Origin of the sequence: Loktanella agnita (assembly GCF_046640325.1) — a bacterium.
GTDB lineage: Bacteria > Pseudomonadota > Alphaproteobacteria > Rhodobacterales > Rhodobacteraceae > Yoonia > Yoonia agnita.
Genome location: NZ_JBJMBF010000007.1, coordinates 85,109 through 102,786, shown reverse-complemented (window position 1 = coordinate 102,786; position 17,678 = coordinate 85,109). Strand labels below are relative to the sequence as shown.

Sequence of the window (17,678 nt, the reverse complement as noted above, 5' to 3'; positions counted from 1 at the left end):
GATGGTGAAAGAACGGCTTTATCTGTTTGATACCACCCTGCGCGATGGGGCGCAGACGCAGGGCGTTCAATTCTCTGCCGATGAAAAGCACCAGATCGCCGCAGTGCTGGATGAACTGGGGATTGACTATATTGAGGGCGGCTGGCCCGGTGCCAACCCGACCGATACCAGCTTTTTCGCCAGCCCGCCCAAGACCCGCGCGACATTTACGGCCTTTGGCATGACCAAACGCGCGGGCCGCTCGGTCGAGAATGATGATGTGCTGGCGGCTGTGATGAATGCGGGCACCTCTGCCGTGTGTCTGGTGGGCAAGGCCCATGATTTTCATGTGACGACCGCTTTGGGCATTACGCTGGAAGAAAATACCGAGAACCTGCGTGCCAGTTTCGCCCATATCAAGGCAGCGGGCCGCGAGGGGCTGTTCGATGCAGAGCATTTCTTTGACGGCTATAAGGCGAACCCGGAGTATGCGCTGGAGGCTGTGCATGCTGCCTATGATGCAGGCGCGCGCTGGATCGTGCTGTGCGATACCAATGGCGGCACTTTGCCGGATGAGATTTCCAGCATTGTGACGGCGGTTATTGCAAGCGGGATTCCGGGCGATCATCTGGCGATCCATACCCATAATGACACTGAAAACGCGGTGGCCGGGTCTTTGGCGGCTGTGCTGGCCGGTTGCCGTCAGGTGCAGGGCACGTTGAACGGGTTGGGCGAGCGCTGTGGCAATGCCAATCTGACGACGCTGATCCCGACGTTGCTGTTGAAGGAACCCTTTGCCAGCATGTTTGAGACAGGCGTTAGCCCCGATGCGCTGGCCGGGTTGCGCCGTGCCTCGCGCTTGTTGGATGATATCCTGAACCGGGTGCCGGCCAAGCAGGCGCCTTATGTCGGTGCCTCGGCCTTTGCCCATAAATCCGGGCTGCATGCCAGCGCCATCGCCAAAGACCCCAGCACCTATGAACATATCGACCCCGCAGCGGTCGGGAACACGCGCATCGTGCCCATGTCCAATCAGGCAGGCCAATCCAACCTGCGCGCCCGTCTGGCGGATGCAGGTCTGGAGGTCGCCGCAGGTGATCCGGCACTTGCCCGTATCGTGGAGCGGATCAAAGAGAAAGAAGCGCAGGGTTATTCTTATGACACGGCGCAGGCCAGCTTTGAGCTGCTCGCCCGCGATGAGCTGGGCAGGATGCCGCAGTTTTTCGAGGTGAAACGCTACCGCGTGACCGTCGAACGCCGCCGCAACAAGCGTAATCAGATGGTATCCTTGTCCGAGGCGGTGGTGGTGACCAAGGTGAAGGGCGAAAAGTTTCTGAACGTCAGCGAAAGCCTTGGTCCGGATGGGTCTGATCAGGGCCCGGTGAACGCCTTGTCGCGTGCGCTGGCCAAGGATCTGGGTCCTTATCAGGATATTATCGACGATATGCAGCTGGTCGATTTCAAGGTCCGTATCACCAATGGCGGCACCGAGGCGGTGACCCGCGTGATCATCGACAGTGAAGACGGGCAGGGCCACCGTTGGTCTACCGTGGGGGTGAGCGCGAATATCGTGGATGCATCTTTTGATGCGCTGGTGGATGCGATCAACTGGAAACTGATCCGGGATGGGGCGCAGGTGTGAGTTTCAATGCCTGTGCTGCGCTGGTTGAAAAAGCCGACCCGGAGCGGTTTCGCGCCGCGATGGCCGCGCCGGTTTCTGCGCGCCGCGTGTTATTCCCGCTTTACGCCTTTAATATTGAAGTGGCCCGCGCCCCTTGGCTGACCGAAGAGCCGATGATCGCAGAGATGCGCCTGCAATGGTGGCGTGATGCGTTGGAGGAAATCGCGACAGGCGGCAAGCCCCGCCGTCATGAGGTTGTGGATGAGCTGGCTGGGGTCCTTGATCCTGAAGCGGCCCGCCTGCTTGATGGTTTGGTCGCGGCCCGTCGGTGGGATGTTTACAAGGACGCCTTTGAAGATGCGGCGCATTTCGAAAGCTATGCCGATGCGACCTCTGGCCATCTGATGTGGGTGGCGGCCCGTCTGTTGGGGCAGGCGGAGGAAGCTGTAGTGCGCGACTTTGCCTATGGCGTTGGTGTGGCGAACCTGTTGCGCGCGATCCCTGATCTGGAAGAGCGGGGGCGGACACCTTTGCTGGATGGGTCCGCAGAGGGTGTGGCGGTGTTGTTGCGTAATGCGGCAGATCGGTTAGAGCGTGCCCGCAAGGCGCGCGGCGCGGTAAGCGGGGAGGCCACACCTGCGCTGTTGGCAGGCTATCTGGCCCGCCCGGTATTGCGTCAGGCGCTGGCGGATCCGGGTAAGGTGGCCCGCGGTACGCTGGGCCTGCCACCGCTTCGCGAGCGGTTGCGCTTTGCCCGTGTCGCATTGGGTGGCTGGTGGCAGTGATTTTGTCCCGGACTTGATCCGGGACCTCTGACACGACCTTGGTTGAGGTCCCGGATCAAGTCCGGGACTGCGTCGGGTCAGGTGGTTTGACGTGGTTGTTGTACCAACCAGATCAGTGATCCGCCTGCCAGCACCAGAAAGGGGATCATGGCGAGGTTGACTGCGTTCCAGCCTTCGACCGGTGATCCGCCCGAGCAGTTCATGAGCCCGCCTGACGCAAGCGAGGCGATGGTGACCATGCCAAAGACGATCATGTCGTTCAGCCCTTGCACGACCCCGCGCTCTTCTGGTCGGTGTGCGCCTGCCAGCATGGTGGTGGCCCCGATAAAGCCGAAATTCCAGCCCAGCCCCAAAAGGATCAGCGCGAGGAAGAAATTGCTGAGCTCCACCCCTGCGAGTGCGACCACGCCTGCCGCGCCCAGCAGGACCAGCCCGGCAGAGATCACCCGTTCGACCCCGAAGCGTGCGATCAGATGCCCGGTGAAGAAGGAGGGTGCGAACATCGCCAGCACGTGGGCGGAAACGATGTCATTGGCGTTATTTTTGGTAAACCCACAGCCCACCACCGCCAGTGGTGTTGATGTCATGACAAGGTTCATCAGCGCGTAGGACACCATGCCAACGATAATCGCCACACTGATCCGTGGATCGCGCAGCAGCGCCATACGCGTCCGACTGATTGCCGCGGATGGTGATTTTGGTGCGTTCCGGCTGCCTTTGGGCAGGTCCAAAAAGAAGAACAGCAGCATGCCCCCAAGGTTCAGCGCCGCCACGGCAAGGTAGGTCCCCAGGAAGGGGACAACGAAAGCGTCCTGCACCAGTTTGTTCAATTGTGGCCCGACCACGGCGGACAGCAAGCCCCCTGCCATGACGTAGGAAATCGCTTTGGGCCGGAATGCATCTGATGCGGTATCGGTGGCGGCGAACCGGTAGAATCCCTGCGCTGACATATAGATCCCTGTCAGATAGGACCCCGCCAGCATGACACTGAAAGAGCCGATATAAAGCCCGTAAGCGGCCAGCAGCGCGCCCATAGCCCCGGCAAAGGCCCCCAGCAAGAAGCCGAACCGCCGCCCGTTGCGCTGCATCAGCGGGCTGAGCCAGGGTGCGGTGGTCATGGATCCGAAAACGATGAAGGAAATCGGCAGCGTGGCAAGGCAGGGGTTGGGCGCAAGCTGTCCGCCAGCCAGTCCGCCGATCACGAAGATCATCGGCATTTGCGACCCAAGGATGGCCTGCGCCAGCACCAGAACGGTTACGTTGCGCCGGGCGCGGGTATCGTCAATCTCTGTCATGGGTGTATCGGTAAGCGCGCATCGTGCCGCTGGCAAGACCGGTTCAGCAGCGGTCGATCAGATGTGCGAAAGAGCCGCTGACATTTCCTTGGATTAACCCCATGGCGGGCAGGGTGGTCCCTTCTGCATCCTGCGCTGTGAAAAGCGGTTTGCCCTTGGCGCTGATCGTCGTGGCGTAGTGGAATTCATGGCCCTGCCAATGTCCTGCAAAAGGGCCGCTGCTGGCTTGCAGCGACCGATAGCCCAAATGCCGTTTGCGCTGCGCAAAAGATGTGTGCAGGGGCAGCAGACCGGCCATTTGGTGGGTGGTCCCATCCGCATCGGTCAGCGCTTCGCCTAACGCCATATAGCCGCCGCATTCACCGTAGATCTGTGCGCTGCTGTTGCGCAGGCTGTTTTGAAAGACGCCGTTAGCGGCCAGCCTGCCTGCGTGCAGTTCCGGATAGCCGCCGGGCAGGAAGATGAGATCCGCATCGGGTGCCGGTTCGTTGCCGAGGGGTGAGAAAAACGACAGCTCTGCCCCGGCGGCCCGCCAGTCATCCAGCATATGTGGATAGGCGAATGCAAAGGCCGCGTCCTGCGCGATGCCGATCCGTTGGGCGGGCGGCGCGTGCTTTGGTGTGTGGGGTGCGGGCAGGGGGTATGTATCCAGTGCCGACAGCGCATCAAGGTTGATGCTTTCGCGGATCAGGGTCGCGGCGCTGTTCAGGTAGGTTTCGAGGTCTGGCCGCTCTTGCGCTTGGACAAGCCCCAGATGCCGTGAGGGGTGGGTCAGGTCTGGCGTGCGGGGTACAGCGCCAAAGATCGTGATGTCGCCCAGCGCCCGCCGCAGCATGGTTTCGTGTCGGGCGGAGCCGACATTGTTTAGGATCACCCCGGCGATCTTTACGGTCGGGTCGTGGTGAATAAACCCTTTTGCCAGTGCGGCGACGGACCCGGCCATTTTGCCTGCGTCGATGACCAGCACCACGGGCAGGCCAAGGATACGGGCAAGGTCCGCGGTTGCCCCTTTCCCATCTGGCGGTGCCCCGTCGAATAACCCCATGGCCCCTTCGATAATCAGCGGGGTGTTGCCTGCTGCAAGCGCCTTGATCCGGTCGGGTGTCATCGCCCAAGCGTCGAGGTTCAGACAGGGCTGCCCGCAGGCGGCTGCGTGAAAGCGTGGGTCGATATAGTCGGGCCCGGATTTGGCGGCATGCACAGGGCTGACCTGGCTGAGCGCGCGCAAAAGTCCCAAGGTGATGGTGGTTTTGCCGCTGCCTGACGCGGGCGCGGCGATGATGAATGACATCAGGCGGACTCGGCCGGGCGACCGCGCCCGAGCGGGTCGAGATTGCGCGGGGGGTGCCCGGCGGCCATGCCTTGCCAGTCGAGCACTTGGCGCATGAGCACCGAACGGCCCACGCAGATAATGGCGGGCGGCTCTAACGCGGCGCTTGCGATATCATCGACGATGCGTCCCAGCGTAGTCTCAAGCACTTGCTGATCGGCAGTTGTTGCGGTGGTGACCACGGCGACCGGTTCGTCCGTGCTGCGCCCGGCGCGCAGCAGGTGATCTGCGATCTGGGCGATGTGTTTCATGCCCATATAGATCACGATGACCTGCGAGCCTTTGGAGATACTGGCCCAGTCGAGCGATCCGGGTGTGTTGCCCGATTGGTCATGCCCGGTCACGAAGGTTACGGATTGGTTCACATCGCGGTGGGTGACGGGGATGCCCGCATAGGCCAGCCCGCCGATCCCGGCGCTGATGCCGGGGATGATCCGCACAGCGATGTTATGCTGCACAAGGGTTTGTGCCTCTTCCCCGCCCCGCCCAAAGACAAAGGGGTCGCCCCCCTTGAGCCGCAGCACCCGTTTTCCGGCTTGTGCCAGCTCTACCAGATGCAGGGAGATATCGCGTTGCTTGGCGGAAGGTTTGCCGCCGCGTTTGCCTGCATAGATGTGTTCGGCCTGTGGCGCCCAATCAAGGATCGCCTCTTGCACCAGCGCGTCATAGATCACCACATCGGCCTGCCGCAGCGCATTCAGCGCGTGCAGGGTCAAAAGCCCCGGATCGCCGGGACCTGCGCCGCAAAGCCAGACCCAACCGGGTTGCATCTGTGGCCAGTTATGGGGCGGGAGAGGTGTATCGCTGCTCATAATGCGTTTATGCCGTCCTTTGCCGCCGGATGAAAGCCGCCAAGCGACGCCGGATTGCGGATTGGCGGCATCGGCCTATAGTCCGCCCGATGACACGTGACACTGACCAAGAATTACGCCGTGGATGGACGACGGGCGCTTGTGCGACCGCCGCCACGAAAGCGGCGTTGATGCGCCTGTGGGGCGGTGTCTTTCCGGCAGAGGTGGGGATTGTACTGCCAAAGGGTGAAACACCGGTGTTTCCTTTGGCGCTGGCTGAAGCCGGTGACGGCTGGGTCCGTGTGGGCATCACCAAAGATGCGGGCGACGATCCGGATGTGACACATGGCGCGTTAATTGTTGTGACGGTATCCACCTCGGATGGCGGTGTGGTGTTTCGTGCGGGACCGGGGGTGGGGACGGTTACGAAAGCGGGCTTGCCGATTGGCGTGGGAGAGCCAGCGATTAATCCGGTGCCGCGTCAGATGATGACCGATGTGGTGGCTGCGGTCGCCAAAGATTATGCCGTGACCCCGGATGTGGTGATTGAAATCTCAGTGCCCGGTGGTGAGGCGCTTGCGCAGAAGACGTGGAACCCGCGATTGGGGATTGTCGGCGGGCTTTCCATTCTGGGCACGACGGGGGTCGTGCGTCCGTTCAGCTGTGCGGCCTGGATCGCCTCTATCCATCGCGGGGTGGATGTGGCCCGTGCAGATGGGCTGACCCATGTGGCGGGCTGTACTGGCGCGACCTCGGAACGGGTGGTGCAGGGGCTTTATGATCTGCCGGATCATGCCATGCTGGACATGGGGGATTTTGCAGGCGGGATGCTGAAATATCTGGCCAAGCATCCGGTGCCATGGGTGACCATCGGTGGCGGCATTGGCAAGATCACCAAACTGGCGCAGGGGGCGGTTGATTTACACTCTGCCCGCAGTCAGGTGGATTTTGCGGCGCTGGCCAAAATGGCGGGCAGGCCAGAGGTGGCACAGGCCAATACGGCGTTAGAGGCCTATACGATGGCCGGGCCGCCTTTGGCTGATGCGGTTGCGCGACAGGCGCTGAATGCGATTTCGGCCCGATTTGGCGGTATGCGCTTTGATATTGTGGTGATTGACCGCGCTGGGGTGGTGATTGCGCGGGCTGGCGCATGACGCTGCTACTGCTCGCTGGGACGGGTGATGCCCGCCGCATCGCGCAGCGCCTTGCTGGTGCTGACGTGATTGCATCGCTTGCCGGGGCTACCCGTGATCCGGTTGCATTGCCGATCCCCACACGACTGGGCGGTTTTGGCGGAGAGGCCGGGTTTCGTGACTTTCTGACAGCGCATGCGATTTCCGCTGTTCTGGATGCAACCCATCCTTATGCGCATCGGATTACCGCCCGGTCTGCCCGCATCTGTGCTGCGCTGGGCTTGCCGTTCCTGCAATATCTGCGCCCCGGCTGGGTGCCGGAAGTCGGGGATAACTGGACAGAGATCAGCCGTGAAGAAGAGGCCGCCACTTTGATCCCCACGGGCGCGACCGTGTTTCTGGGCACGGGTCGACAAACGCTCGACCGCTTTGCCAATCTAACGGGCCGCCGCGTGATCTGTCGCCAGATTGATCCGCCAGAGGGGCCGTTTCCCTTTGCTGGGGGCGAATTTCTGTTGGGCCGTCCGCCGTTTTCTGTCGCGGATGAGCTGGCGCTGTTTGACCGCCTGAAGGTCGATTGGCTGGTGGTTAAGAACGCGGGTGGGGAGGCCAGCCATACCAAGCTGACGGCGGCGCGCCAGTTGGGCATCCCTGTGCTGATGATCGCGCGTCCGACGCCGGGCGATTGGCCGCACGTCGCCAGTATCGAAAGCGCGATGGAGTGGGTCCGTGCGCTGTGACTGAGCGGGTGATCAAAGGGGCTGATTGCATCGCCGAAGGGGTCGATTGGCTTTGCGCGCATGAGCCGCGCTTTGCTGTTGCGATGGATGGGTTACCTGCCTTGCCCCTGCGATTAAAACCGGATGGGTTTGCGGAACTGCTCAGCGCGATTGTCAGCCAGCAGGTCAGCGTCGCGTCGGCGGCCGCGATCTGGGACAGGTTGGCCGAGGCGGGGATGGTCACGCCCAAGGCCGTGGCGCTGGCCACCGCGGATGACTTGCGCGCGCTGGGCTTAAGCCGCCCGAAGGTGCGCTATGCCCATGCTTTGGCGGGGGCAGAGATTGATTACATTGCGCTGCGTGATGCGCCTACGGCGGGTGTGATTGATACATTGACCGCCGTGCCGGGGATCGGCGCATGGACGGCAGAGATTTACGCGATGTTTTCGCTGGGCCGGGCGGATGTGTTCGCGCCCGGTGATCTGGCCTTGCAAGAGGCCGCGCGATTGATCTTTGACCTGCCCGAACGGCCCAAGGAACGCGCGTTGCGCAATATGGCGGCGGATTGGTCGCCTTGGCGGTCGGTTGCGGCGCGGATCATGTGGGCCTACTACAAGCAGGCCAAACAACGGGAAGGGATAAGATGACACGAGCACTCGACGCGCAACGGCGCGAACCTGTATCGGGCGAAACCCGGTCCTGTGTCGTGTTCCTGCATGGCTACGGGGCCAATGCTGCCGATCTGATGGGGCTTGCCGATCCATTGGCGGAACATCTGCCCGATACGCTGTTCATCGCACCGGATGCGCCTGAACGCTGTGCCGGGGCGCCGATGGGGTTCCAGTGGTTTCCGATCCCCTGGATCGACGGCTCATCCGAGGAAGAATCGCGCGACGGCATGAACCGCGCTGTGGCCGATCTGGATGCGTTTCTGGATGGCGTGATGGTCGATGAAGACTTACTGCCGGAACAGGTTGTTGTGCTTGGCTTTTCCCAAGGCACGATGATGGCGCTACATGTGCTGCCCCGGCGCGAAGACCCGGTGGCGGGGCTTGTTGCCTTTTCGGGCCGCCTGCTAGAGCCTGAATTGCTGGCGGATGAGGTCGTCAGCCGCCCGCCCGTACTGCTGATCCATGGCGATCAAGATGATGTGGTGCCGCCGCAATCGCTGCCACAGGCGGCGGAAGCCCTGCAAGAGGGCGGCTGGAAAGAGGTCTACGCCCATATCATGAAGGGCACAGCCCATGGGATCGCCCCAGACGGGCTGTCGGTCGCGCTGGCGTTTATGCGCGACAGGCTGGGGCTGAATTGATGCCCTGAATTAACGCTTTCAACACGGTTTTGCGGCCATATCGGGTGACCGATAAGCTGTAGTACCGAGTTGGAAGCGCCATGTTTCAGGCACAGACTGTAAACGCCACAACCCCGCGCCGATCACTGGCGATGGTTTTTTACCTTGGCGGCCTTATCGCGTTCGGTTTTCTGGTGGCCGTCGCGGTTTTTCCCGCGATACGCGTGCCGATTAGTGGGTCATTTGCGGATGTTCTGCAAAAGCTGGTCATCTTTGGGTCACCGATCTGCATGTTGCTGCTGTGGAGCGGGATCAAGATCAAACATGCCAAATCGCGCGCACTTCGAATCAGTCAGCTTGATCCGGTGACGGGTTTGCCAAAGCGGGCCAGCTTTCGGCCGCAACTGTCCCGCGCGCTATCACAGGCTGGCGTGTTGCTGATTGCCGATATCGACGATTTCGGTGCGCTCACGGATCGATACGGCCGCGCAACCGGCGATCGTCTTGCACGGGCGATGGCGTTGCGGTGCCGTGAACTCACCCGGCGTTGCGATCTTATCGGGCGCGTCGCGGGGGCCGGGTTTGTGATTTACCTGCCCGGCGCGCCGACGCAAATCGGGCGCGAAATCCAAGAAATACTAGGGCAGGGCCTGCATGTGCAGACAGATGATGGGTTCATCATGGCTGGTGTGTCAGTGGGGATGGTCCCATCGGGCGGGACGCGCGATGTTGAGGCGCTCCTCGACAGCGGCAAGCAGGTTATTTCGCGGGTGAAACACACGCGGCAACGACAAGCTGCGCTGGACAGCCTGAAGATCGTTTGAAAATATTTTGCTCTGATCGCAAATATTTTGCCACATATCATGGGGGTTGTCACATTTCTGACGCGATATATAGTCCCACTTAAGAGGACTGCGGGAACGCCGCGTTTGCACAGTTCCCGCACCTTGGTCGTGTGGGATGTGAGATATGACGCAAACAGAATTTCGAACCGATTTCGTCCGCGCTCCCGGTGCGCTCAAGCACTTTCCAGCGCTTGTTTTGAACGCGGATTTTCGGCCTTTGTCCTATTATCCATTGTCGCTTTGGCCTTGGCAGGAAGCGATCAAAGCGGCTTGGTTGGACCGGGTGGATATCGTCAGCGAATATGAAGAGGTGGTGCGCAGCCCCTCAACAGAGATTCGTATTCCTTCGGTGGTCGTGCTCAAGGATTACGTGAAACCGCAAAAGCGGGTGGCCTTCACCCGGTTCAACCTGTTCCTGCGCGACGAATTCGCCTGCCAATATTGCGGGGCCAAAGGGGACCTGACCTTTGACCATGTGGTGCCACGCGCGGCGGGCGGCGTGACCAGCTGGGAAAATGTTGTTGCCGCCTGTTCGCCCTGCAATCTGCGCAAAGGATCGCGGTCATTGCATCGCAGCGGGATGAGCCTGCGTAAACCGCCGCGTCAGCCTGCGCCGGAACAGTTGCACAATGTTGGTCGCAAGTTTCCCCCCAATCACCTGCATGACAGTTGGGTGGATTTCCTGTATTGGGATGCGGAACTGGAGGCCTAAAGCGTTACCGAAAATCTGTATCCACTGACGTTGCCTTAGATCCCAAATCGCGGGCGCGTTAGATGATACACGATGTTTCAGGGATTTCGTCAATCGCTATTGGTCGTTCCTGTGCTAGACTTGGCGCGTTGGTCGCGTTAGGAAGCGTTAGCGCTAACGCAAACATCCAGAGTGCGGAGTAAATCATGGTCTCTCGCGTCATTCCGGTCGATACTTTTGACCTTGTTATTTTTGGCGGCACCGGCGATCTGGCCCGTCGCAAAATCCTGCCCGGTCTGTTCCGGCGGTTCCTTTCGGGGCAAATGCCAGAGGGCTCACGGATTATCGGGGCGGCCCGCTCTGAGATGGACAGCGATGGCTATCGCGAGATGATTGCTGATGCTGTCGCCGAGTTTGGTGGTGAAGAATCCAAGGACAAGAAGGGCTTGCAGGCTTTTCTTGCATGCCTTGATTACGTCGCCATTGATGCCAAAGGCGAGGGCGGCTGGGCCGAACTGGCCGCATTGGTACGTCATGATGTGGTGCAGGCGTTTTACTTTTCCGTCGCACCGTCGCTTTTTGGCGATCTGGCCGAGCGGCTGCATAGCAATAAAATTGCAACCTCCGACAGCCGGATCGTGGTTGAAAAGCCGTTTGGTCGTGATCTGGAAAGTGCCCGCGCGCTGAACGCGACGCTGGCTGCTCATTTCGATGAAAGTCAGATCTACCGGATCGACCATTACCTGGGCAAGGAAACGGTGCAGAACCTGATGGCCGTGCGCTTTGGCAATGTGCTGTTCGAGCCGCTTTGGAATAATCACTACGTCGATCATATCCAGATTACGGTGGCTGAGACGGTCGGCGTGGGCGGACGTGGTGCCTATTACGACAAATCCGGCGCGATGCGCGATATGGTGCAAAACCACCTGATGCAGCTTTTGTGCCTGATCGCGATGGAACCGCCGAGCCAATTTGGCGCGGATTCCGTCCGTGATGAAAAGCTAAAGGTTATCAGGGCGTTGCAGCCCATTGATCACCATCACATCGTACGTGGGCAATATGATGCGGGTCGCGATGGTCAGGGCTATCGTGCTGATGTGGAAAACCCGCGCAGCTTTACCGAAAGCTTTATCGCGATGCGCTGCCATATCGCCAACTGGCGGTGGGCAGGCGTGCCGTTCTATTTGCGTACTGGGAAGCGGATGAAGGCGCGCTCTTCTGAAATTGCTGTGGTTTTCAAGGACTTGGGCCACAGTATTTTTGAAGAAGACGAAGCGCGCCACCGCAATATCCTGTCGATCCGGTTGCAACCGAATGAAGGCATGGATTTGCAGGTTACGATCAAAGAGCCGGGGCCGGGTGGGATGCGTCTGATTGATGTGCCGCTGGACATGACCTTTGCCGAGGCGCTTGGCGCGGATGATCATGAGGTCACCGATGCCTATGAGCGGCTGATCATGGATGTGATCCGGGGCAATCAGACCCTGTTCATGCGCGGTGATGAGGTCGAGGCCGCATGGGCTTGGACCGATCCGTTGATCAATGCGTGGGAGGCGCGCAATGATGTGCCCAAGCTGTATGATGCGGGCTCTGCCGGGCCCGAAGATGCGATGATGCTGCTCCATCGCGATGGGCGTCGCTGGCGCGAAATCAAAGGCTGATGCGCGCCGTGGCAGGCAACAGATAACGACAACACAATAGAGGGCTGGCGATGAAGATAGTCGAGTATCCGGATTCCGAGATGATGATGATGGACCTTGCCGACACGCTGGCAAGTGAACTGAAGAACTGCCTGCTGACGCATGATCATGCGTCCTTTGCGGTGCCGGGCGGAACAACGCCGGGGCCGATTTTCGATCAGCTTTGCGATGTGGATCTTGATTGGTCGCGCGTGCATGTGATGCTGACCGATGAACGCTGGGTGCCTGAAAGCTCTGACCGGTCGAACACGCGCCTGCTGAAAGAACGGCTGCTGGTCAACAAGGCGGCAGAGGCGGTCTATGTGCCACTTTACGCTGACGCGCGGGAGCCAGAAGAGAAGCTGGGCGCATTGTCAAAGACGTTGACCCCGGAACTACCTGTTTCTGTTATGCTTTTGGGGATGGGGGCGGATATGCACACGGCCTCGATCTTTCCGGGGGCCGATCAGCTGGACCGCGCGTTGAATGGTGATGACACGCTGTTGGCGATGCGCGCACCGGGCGCGCCAGAGCCGCGTATCACATTGTCTGCCAAAGTGCTTCGCGATGCGATGAGCCGGCATCTGGTGATTGTCGGCGGCGAAAAGCGCGCGGCGCTGGAACGGGCGCGGCATTTGACACCGCAAGAGGCGCCTGTGGCAGCGATCCTGCCCGGCACCACGGTACATTGGGCGGAGAGCTAAGCTATGTGGGGCAAGCTGAAAGCGCATCACGCGAAAGTGGCGGACCGCCGGTTCGAAACGATGCTGGACGCAGATCGCGCCGCCGATTTTTCGGCCCAGGCGGGTGACATGCTGTTCGACTACGCCAAGACCAATATTGATGCAGAAGGCCGCGCGCTGTTGTTTGATCTGCTGAATGTGGCCGAGGTCGCGGCCAAGCGCGATCAGATGTTTGCAGGGCAGGCGATCAATGAAACCGAAGGCCGCGCGGTGCTGCATACGGCGCTGCGCAACCTCGACGGCGATCCGGTGCTGGTCGAGCAGCGCGATGTAATGCCCGGCGTGCTGGACACATTGTCCCGTATGGAAGGTTTTGCCGATGCTGTGCGCGACGGCACATTCGCCGGGCAGGGCGGCAAAATCACCGATGTGGTGAACATAGGCATTGGCGGCTCTGATCTGGGCCCAGCCATGGCGGTAAAGGCGCTTGCACCGTATCATGATGGCCCGCGCTGCCATTTCGTGAGCAATGTGGACCCGGCGGATATTGCGGGCGTGCTGCGCCAATGTGATCCGGCGACAACGCTGGTGATCGTGGCCTCTAAGACCTTTACAACGATTGAGACGATGACCAATGCCCGCACGGCGCAGGCATGGATGGGCGACACGGTGACAGACACCGGCGCGCAGTTTGCGGCGCTGTCCACTGCGCAGGACAAGACCGCGGATTTCGGGATCGACACGTCCCGTGTCTTTGGTTTCGAAGACTGGGTGGGCGGTCGCTATTCGCTCTGGGGGCCGATTGGCCTGTCGCTGATGATCGCCATTGGCCCGCAGGCCTTTCGCGCGTTTCTGCGTGGCGGTCAGGCGATGGATACGCATTTCCGCAATGCCAAATGGGATGAAAACCTGCCTGCGCTGCTGGCGCTGGTGGGCATCTGGCACAATCAGGTTTGCGGTTATGCGACCCGTGCCGTGCTGCCTTATGATAACCTTCTCAGCCGCTTGCCGGCCTATCTTCAGCAGTTGGAGATGGAGAGCAACGGCAAGGGCGTGTGCATGGATGGTGCCGGTCTGGATGTGCAGTCCGGGCCGGTTGTCTGGGGGGAGCCGGGGACAAACGGCCAGCACGCATTTTATCAGTTGATCCACCAAGGCACCCGCGTGATCCCATGCGAGTTTCTGGTCGCCGCGCGTGGGCATGAGGATGATCTGCATCATCAGCACCAACTGCTTGTGGCCAATTGCCTTGCCCAGTCAGAGGCGCTGATGCGTGGCCGCACGCTGGACGAAGCGCGGGTCAAGATCGCCGACAAGTTCAGCGGTGCAGAGCTGGAGCGGCAGGCGAAACATCGCGTGTTTCCTGGCAATCGCCCGTCGGTCACGATTGCCTATCCGCAGCTTGACCCCTTTATGCTGGGGCAGATCATCGCGCTTTATGAACACCGCGTTTTTGTTGAAGGTGTGGTGCTGGGGATCAATTCCTATGATCAATGGGGCGTGGAACTGGGCAAGGAATTGGCCACCGCATTGCAGCCCGTTGTGGAAGGGCACGAGGGGACAGACGGCAAGGATGGCTCAACTGCCGCACTGGTCGGCTATCTGCAACAGAACGGGGTATCCTGAGCCGCGACCATCTGTCATAAGGGCCGCCGGGGGCGGTTGAGAAAGATATATCCGGATGATCCTAGAGTATATTCCCTATGCGCTGTGCGCCGTGCTGTTTGTCGCCTTTGTGCTTGAACTGCGGACGGGGAAAATCCCGAACTGGCTGACTTTACTGCCATTTTTGCTGTTCATCATCGTCGCGGCGATGGCCGAAGACCGGTCTGCGCTTGCTTGGCAAATGGCGCTGGCGGCGGGGGTGTTCATCGGCGGGCTGCTGTTGTTCGCCTTTGCGGGGTTTGGGGCAGGAGCCGTCAAACTGATGACCGGGCTTGCGTTGTTCATTCCGCTGTCCAAGGCTGTGATGGCACTGGTTGTCTTTATCGCATCGCTGTTTGTCGGCGTGGTTCTGGTGCTCTTTTTGCGCAACTTGATCGGATCCGAGGAGAGCAAATGGCATGTTCTGGCAAAGAACATCATGCCGATGAGCCTGCCAATTTTCGCCACAGCATTGGCCGTGTTCTTCTATTTGTGACATTGCGTGTCGTAAGGTGGGTCTTGACCCACCTACGCTGCCAAAGCGACGGAGACCCCTTCAGATTGTCTCATTCCCTTGCGTAAATATCACCTTTTAGTAAAAAACGCTGGATTTATGTTGCAAGACAGAGATGTATTGCCCAAACCAAAGGTAGGTGGTGAGAGTGGGTCGATTGGTTAAGGTTTCAGGTGGTATAAATACGCCACGAAAACCGGCCAGCTTTTCCTTCTTTCAAGCTGAAGTATACGACGCGGGTATGGGTGGGGCCGTATTTGGCGAGTTGTGACGAATTTTTCGTCAGCTATTTGTAACAGGTCTTATCAACGCGAGGACATCATCTGATGTCAGTCTCTGAGAACGATAAATCAGACGTGAATACAGGCAGCCGCAAAACGTCGGATTGCGATGCGCCTGTGCACGACTTGCCTACACATGTGGCAGAGATTGACGTGCTCGACCTGACGGGCGCAGATGTCAGCGCGGTCAGCTACGACCCGGATATCGTTACCTATCGCAACGGCCACAGCGCGACCTTTCGGGATATTGAGAAAATCATCCCTTGTTTTACACCGGGCGTCAGAATCGCGACCCCGCAGGGCGAAGTCCCGGTCGAAACACTGGGGCCCGGCGATCGGGTGCTGACCCGCGACAATGGCATTCAGACGATCACCTGGGCCGGATCCCGCAGGATGAGTGCGGGCGATCTGGACGTCTTGCCGGGGCTATGCCCTGTGCTGATCCGGGCCGGTGCATTGGGGCACGGTCTGCCGGAACACGACATGCTCGTCTCGCCTAACCACCGCGTCCTGCGTGTGTCTGAGATGGCGCAGCTTTATTTTGAGGAAAGCGAAGTCCTGATTACGGCCAAGGACATGACCAAGATGAAGGGCGTGGCGACCATCCGTGTGCCCAATGTCACCTATATCCATTTCATGTGCGAAAATCATGAGGTTGTTCTGTCAAACGGCGCTTGGACTGAATCCTTTCAACCCGGGGATTATTCGTTGCAGGGCGTTGATAATGTGCAACGCGGCGAGCTGTTCAAGCTATTCCCCGAACTTGCGACGAAAGAAGGGCGCAAGAACTATCGCGCGGCCCGCAAGACGTTGAAGCGGAGCGAAACGTCTCTGGTGCTTAGTTAAAGTGTTATGCGAAAAGCCTGAATCAGCGAACGCCGCCTGAAATCATAGATTTCAAGGCGTTAGCAGATAGCTCATGTCTCAGGTATTTCGTTAAATGCTATAGACGCACGCCAGTCCGCCCAATCTTCGGGCGTATCAAGGTCAAGCAAGGCGCGCTGCCCGGGCAGCCTTACAAGCCGGGTCTGCGCTGGCTGCGCTTTCACGATTGCCGCGCCGCCACTGTCACCGGTCAGTTTTGCAAATGCAGGTCGCAGGCTGCTGTCGAAAATGATCGGGTGGCCGGGCTGGCCGTCTTCGGTTGTACCCCGCCAGATCAGATGATCAGGGTGCGTGTCATGGGCATGTAGCACGGTCCGCAGGTCCGCCGTATCAAGTGCGACCAGATCGGCAAGCAGGATCATAAATGCCGGGCAGGGGGGCAATTGGGCAATGGCGTTGCGCATGGTGCCAGACATGCCCTCGGTCGCGTCAGGCGTGATCAGCGGGGTCACGTCAAGGTCAGTAATGACCGCTGCGCGCGGATGATCTGCGTCGGGCAAGGCGATAAATACTTGCGCGCCCGTGGCGATGGCGCGCTGCGCCTGACGCCGCAACACGGGCTGATTGTTCAGCTTTTCCAGCAGCTTGTCCTTACCGCGCATCCGGCTGGACGAACCGGCCGCAAGGATCAGGATTGGGATCATCTGCTCTGCACCGTCTGGGGTTGTCGTGGAGGTTCCGCAAGCTGGTGTGGCGGGGACCGGTCACCCGGTCTCACCGCGATATTTTCGTCGCAATGCTTACGGAATGATCCGCGTATATTTTGTGCCTTCCAGTGTGGCACCCAGCCGTAGCCCGGTCTGCGCGAAGACGACAGCGATGACGGGTGAGAGCGAAGTTGTGGTTTCCGCGCGCAGCATCTGGCCTTGGTCGCTGACGGCATATTCCACATCGGCACCGGCGGCCCAGCCGGGGGATTGCCGGAATTCCAACAGGGCCGATTGTGTCATGAAAAACAGCACATGGCTGTATTGCTGTGCACCGATTTGCAGACCCGCGCTGCCAGAGGCGGCAGAATAGTAATCGACGGTCGACTGTCCGATCCGCAATGCGCCCCGCCCGTAAGAGCCGCCGAGGCCCAACCCGACCTCTGTCACCAATGGCATGACCAGCATACCTGCGGCGCGCTCGCTCAGATCGCGGGTGCCGGTGTAGTTTTCATACATAAAATTCAACGTGCTATCGACCCGCGCGTCGATGGTCGCCGCGCCCGGACCCCCGATCCCGTTGCCGCATGCTGCCAATGTTGTCGAAGAAAATACGCCAAGCGCGAAGCCGCGCCGTGAAATGCTGCTCTTCATCTGATCCGCCTTATACCTGTGACGAGACGTTTATCGTCTCTTATGTCGCAGATTATAGGCATAATGGCCGATCCTGTCACGCGCTTTGGGCGTTGCCCGCCCCCCACCGTACGGTCCAAACGGCCGTTGCGTGGCGAATCAATGGTTAACGCATGTTTTTATGGGTGATGGCCCGGTCGGAAACCTATCGGATTTGCGTCGGACAAGCGTC

18 protein-coding genes are annotated in these 17,678 nt (G+C 59.9%); 13 read left to right on the top strand and 5 right to left on the bottom strand.

Annotated elements, in window-relative coordinates:
- The first annotated feature begins 1 nt into the window (after position 1).
- Both cimA and ACJ5NV_RS09835 read left to right on the top strand, forming a co-directional pair.
- A complete protein-coding gene (gene cimA / locus ACJ5NV_RS09840) occupies positions 2-1,621 on the top strand; it encodes a citramalate synthase (RefSeq protein ID WP_411643505.1) in 1,620 nt (539 codons plus the stop codon).
- On the top strand, positions 1,618-2,385 hold the full coding sequence (locus ACJ5NV_RS09835) for a squalene/phytoene synthase family protein (protein ID WP_411643504.1): 768 nt from the start codon (positions 1,618-1,620) through the stop codon (positions 2,383-2,385). Before cimA ends, ACJ5NV_RS09835 begins: the two co-directional genes overlap by 4 nt.
- Before the next feature lie 77 nt (positions 2,386-2,462).
- On the opposite strand, the gene ACJ5NV_RS09830 is transcribed toward ACJ5NV_RS09835, so the two are convergent.
- From ACJ5NV_RS09830 to cobA, 3 genes are read right to left on the bottom strand one after another with little or no spacing between them, the layout of a single operon-like run.
- On the bottom strand, positions 2,463-3,680 hold the full coding sequence (locus tag ACJ5NV_RS09830) for an MFS transporter (RefSeq protein WP_411643503.1): 1,218 nt from the start codon (positions 3,678-3,680) through the stop codon (positions 2,463-2,465).
- Positions 3,681-3,723: 43 nt separating this feature from the next.
- Positions 3,724-4,971, bottom strand: a complete 1,248-nt coding sequence (locus tag ACJ5NV_RS09825) for a cobyrinate a,c-diamide synthase (RefSeq protein WP_411643502.1) — start codon at positions 4,969-4,971, stop codon at positions 3,724-3,726.
- Positions 4,971-5,822 carry a uroporphyrinogen-III C-methyltransferase gene (gene cobA, locus ACJ5NV_RS09820; RefSeq protein WP_411643501.1) on the bottom strand — a complete coding sequence of 284 codons (852 nt, stop codon included), beginning with the start codon at positions 5,820-5,822 and terminating at the stop codon, positions 4,971-4,973. Before cobA ends, ACJ5NV_RS09825 begins: the two co-directional genes overlap by 1 nt.
- A gap of 89 nt (positions 5,823-5,911) precedes the next feature.
- Here cobA and ACJ5NV_RS09815 point away from each other — a divergent pair, with 89 nt between their 5' ends.
- From ACJ5NV_RS09815 to ACJ5NV_RS09765, 11 genes are all read left to right on the top strand, one after another.
- On the top strand, positions 5,912-6,955 hold the full coding sequence (locus ACJ5NV_RS09815; protein WP_411643500.1) for a cobalt-precorrin-5B (C(1))-methyltransferase: 1,044 nt from the start codon (positions 5,912-5,914) through the stop codon (positions 6,953-6,955).
- The gene (locus tag ACJ5NV_RS09810) at positions 6,952-7,674 is read left to right on the top strand and encodes a cobalt-precorrin-6A reductase (RefSeq protein ID WP_411643499.1); all 723 of its coding nucleotides are present in this window, start codon (positions 6,952-6,954) and stop codon (positions 7,672-7,674) included. Before ACJ5NV_RS09815 ends, ACJ5NV_RS09810 begins: the two co-directional genes overlap by 4 nt.
- Positions 7,671-8,300 (top strand): DNA-3-methyladenine glycosylase family protein, encoded by a 630-nt coding sequence (locus ACJ5NV_RS09805; RefSeq protein ID WP_411643498.1) that lies wholly within the window; start codon positions 7,671-7,673, stop codon positions 8,298-8,300. Before ACJ5NV_RS09810 ends, ACJ5NV_RS09805 begins: the two co-directional genes overlap by 4 nt.
- On the top strand, positions 8,297-8,965 hold the full coding sequence (locus tag ACJ5NV_RS09800) for an alpha/beta hydrolase (RefSeq protein WP_411643497.1): 669 nt from the start codon (positions 8,297-8,299) through the stop codon (positions 8,963-8,965). The genes ACJ5NV_RS09805 and ACJ5NV_RS09800 overlap by 4 nt, the downstream gene beginning before the upstream one ends.
- 80 nt (positions 8,966-9,045) lie before the next feature.
- Entirely contained in the window at positions 9,046-9,768 is a 723-nt protein-coding gene (locus tag ACJ5NV_RS09795) for a diguanylate cyclase domain-containing protein (RefSeq protein WP_411643496.1), read from the top strand.
- Between the two features lie 145 nt (positions 9,769-9,913).
- Positions 9,914-10,501 (top strand): HNH endonuclease, encoded by a 588-nt coding sequence (locus ACJ5NV_RS09790; protein ID WP_411643495.1) that lies wholly within the window; start codon positions 9,914-9,916, stop codon positions 10,499-10,501.
- Between the two features lie 185 nt (positions 10,502-10,686).
- Positions 10,687-12,141, top strand: coding sequence for a glucose-6-phosphate dehydrogenase (zwf, locus tag ACJ5NV_RS09785; protein ID WP_411643494.1), 1,455 nt, complete (start codon positions 10,687-10,689; stop codon positions 12,139-12,141).
- A 50-nt stretch (positions 12,142-12,191) separates the two neighbouring features.
- The gene (gene pgl, locus ACJ5NV_RS09780) at positions 12,192-12,863 is read left to right on the top strand and encodes a 6-phosphogluconolactonase (RefSeq protein WP_411643493.1); all 672 of its coding nucleotides are present in this window, start codon (positions 12,192-12,194) and stop codon (positions 12,861-12,863) included.
- Between the two features lie 3 nt (positions 12,864-12,866).
- Positions 12,867-14,468, top strand: coding sequence for a glucose-6-phosphate isomerase (pgi, locus tag ACJ5NV_RS09775; protein ID WP_411643492.1), 1,602 nt, complete (start codon positions 12,867-12,869; stop codon positions 14,466-14,468).
- Positions 14,469-14,523: 55 nt separating this feature from the next.
- Complete coding sequence (locus ACJ5NV_RS09770; protein WP_411643491.1) at positions 14,524-14,982, top strand: prepilin peptidase; 459 nt, start codon at positions 14,524-14,526, stop codon at positions 14,980-14,982.
- 344 nt (positions 14,983-15,326) lie between these two features.
- Entirely contained in the window at positions 15,327-16,127 is an 801-nt protein-coding gene (locus ACJ5NV_RS09765) for a Hint domain-containing protein (RefSeq protein ID WP_411643490.1), read from the top strand.
- Positions 16,128-16,198: 71 nt separating this feature from the next.
- Here the strand turns inward: ACJ5NV_RS09765 and ACJ5NV_RS09760 are convergent, their stop codons facing one another.
- Positions 16,199-16,810 (bottom strand): nucleotidyltransferase family protein, encoded by a 612-nt coding sequence (locus tag ACJ5NV_RS09760; RefSeq protein WP_411643489.1) that lies wholly within the window; start codon positions 16,808-16,810, stop codon positions 16,199-16,201.
- A 96-nt stretch (positions 16,811-16,906) separates the two neighbouring features.
- Positions 16,907-17,467 carry a lipid-binding SYLF domain-containing protein gene (locus tag ACJ5NV_RS09755; RefSeq protein WP_411643488.1) on the bottom strand — a complete coding sequence of 187 codons (561 nt, stop codon included), beginning with the start codon at positions 17,465-17,467 and terminating at the stop codon, positions 16,907-16,909.
- Between the last annotated feature and the right edge of the window lie 211 nt (positions 17,468-17,678).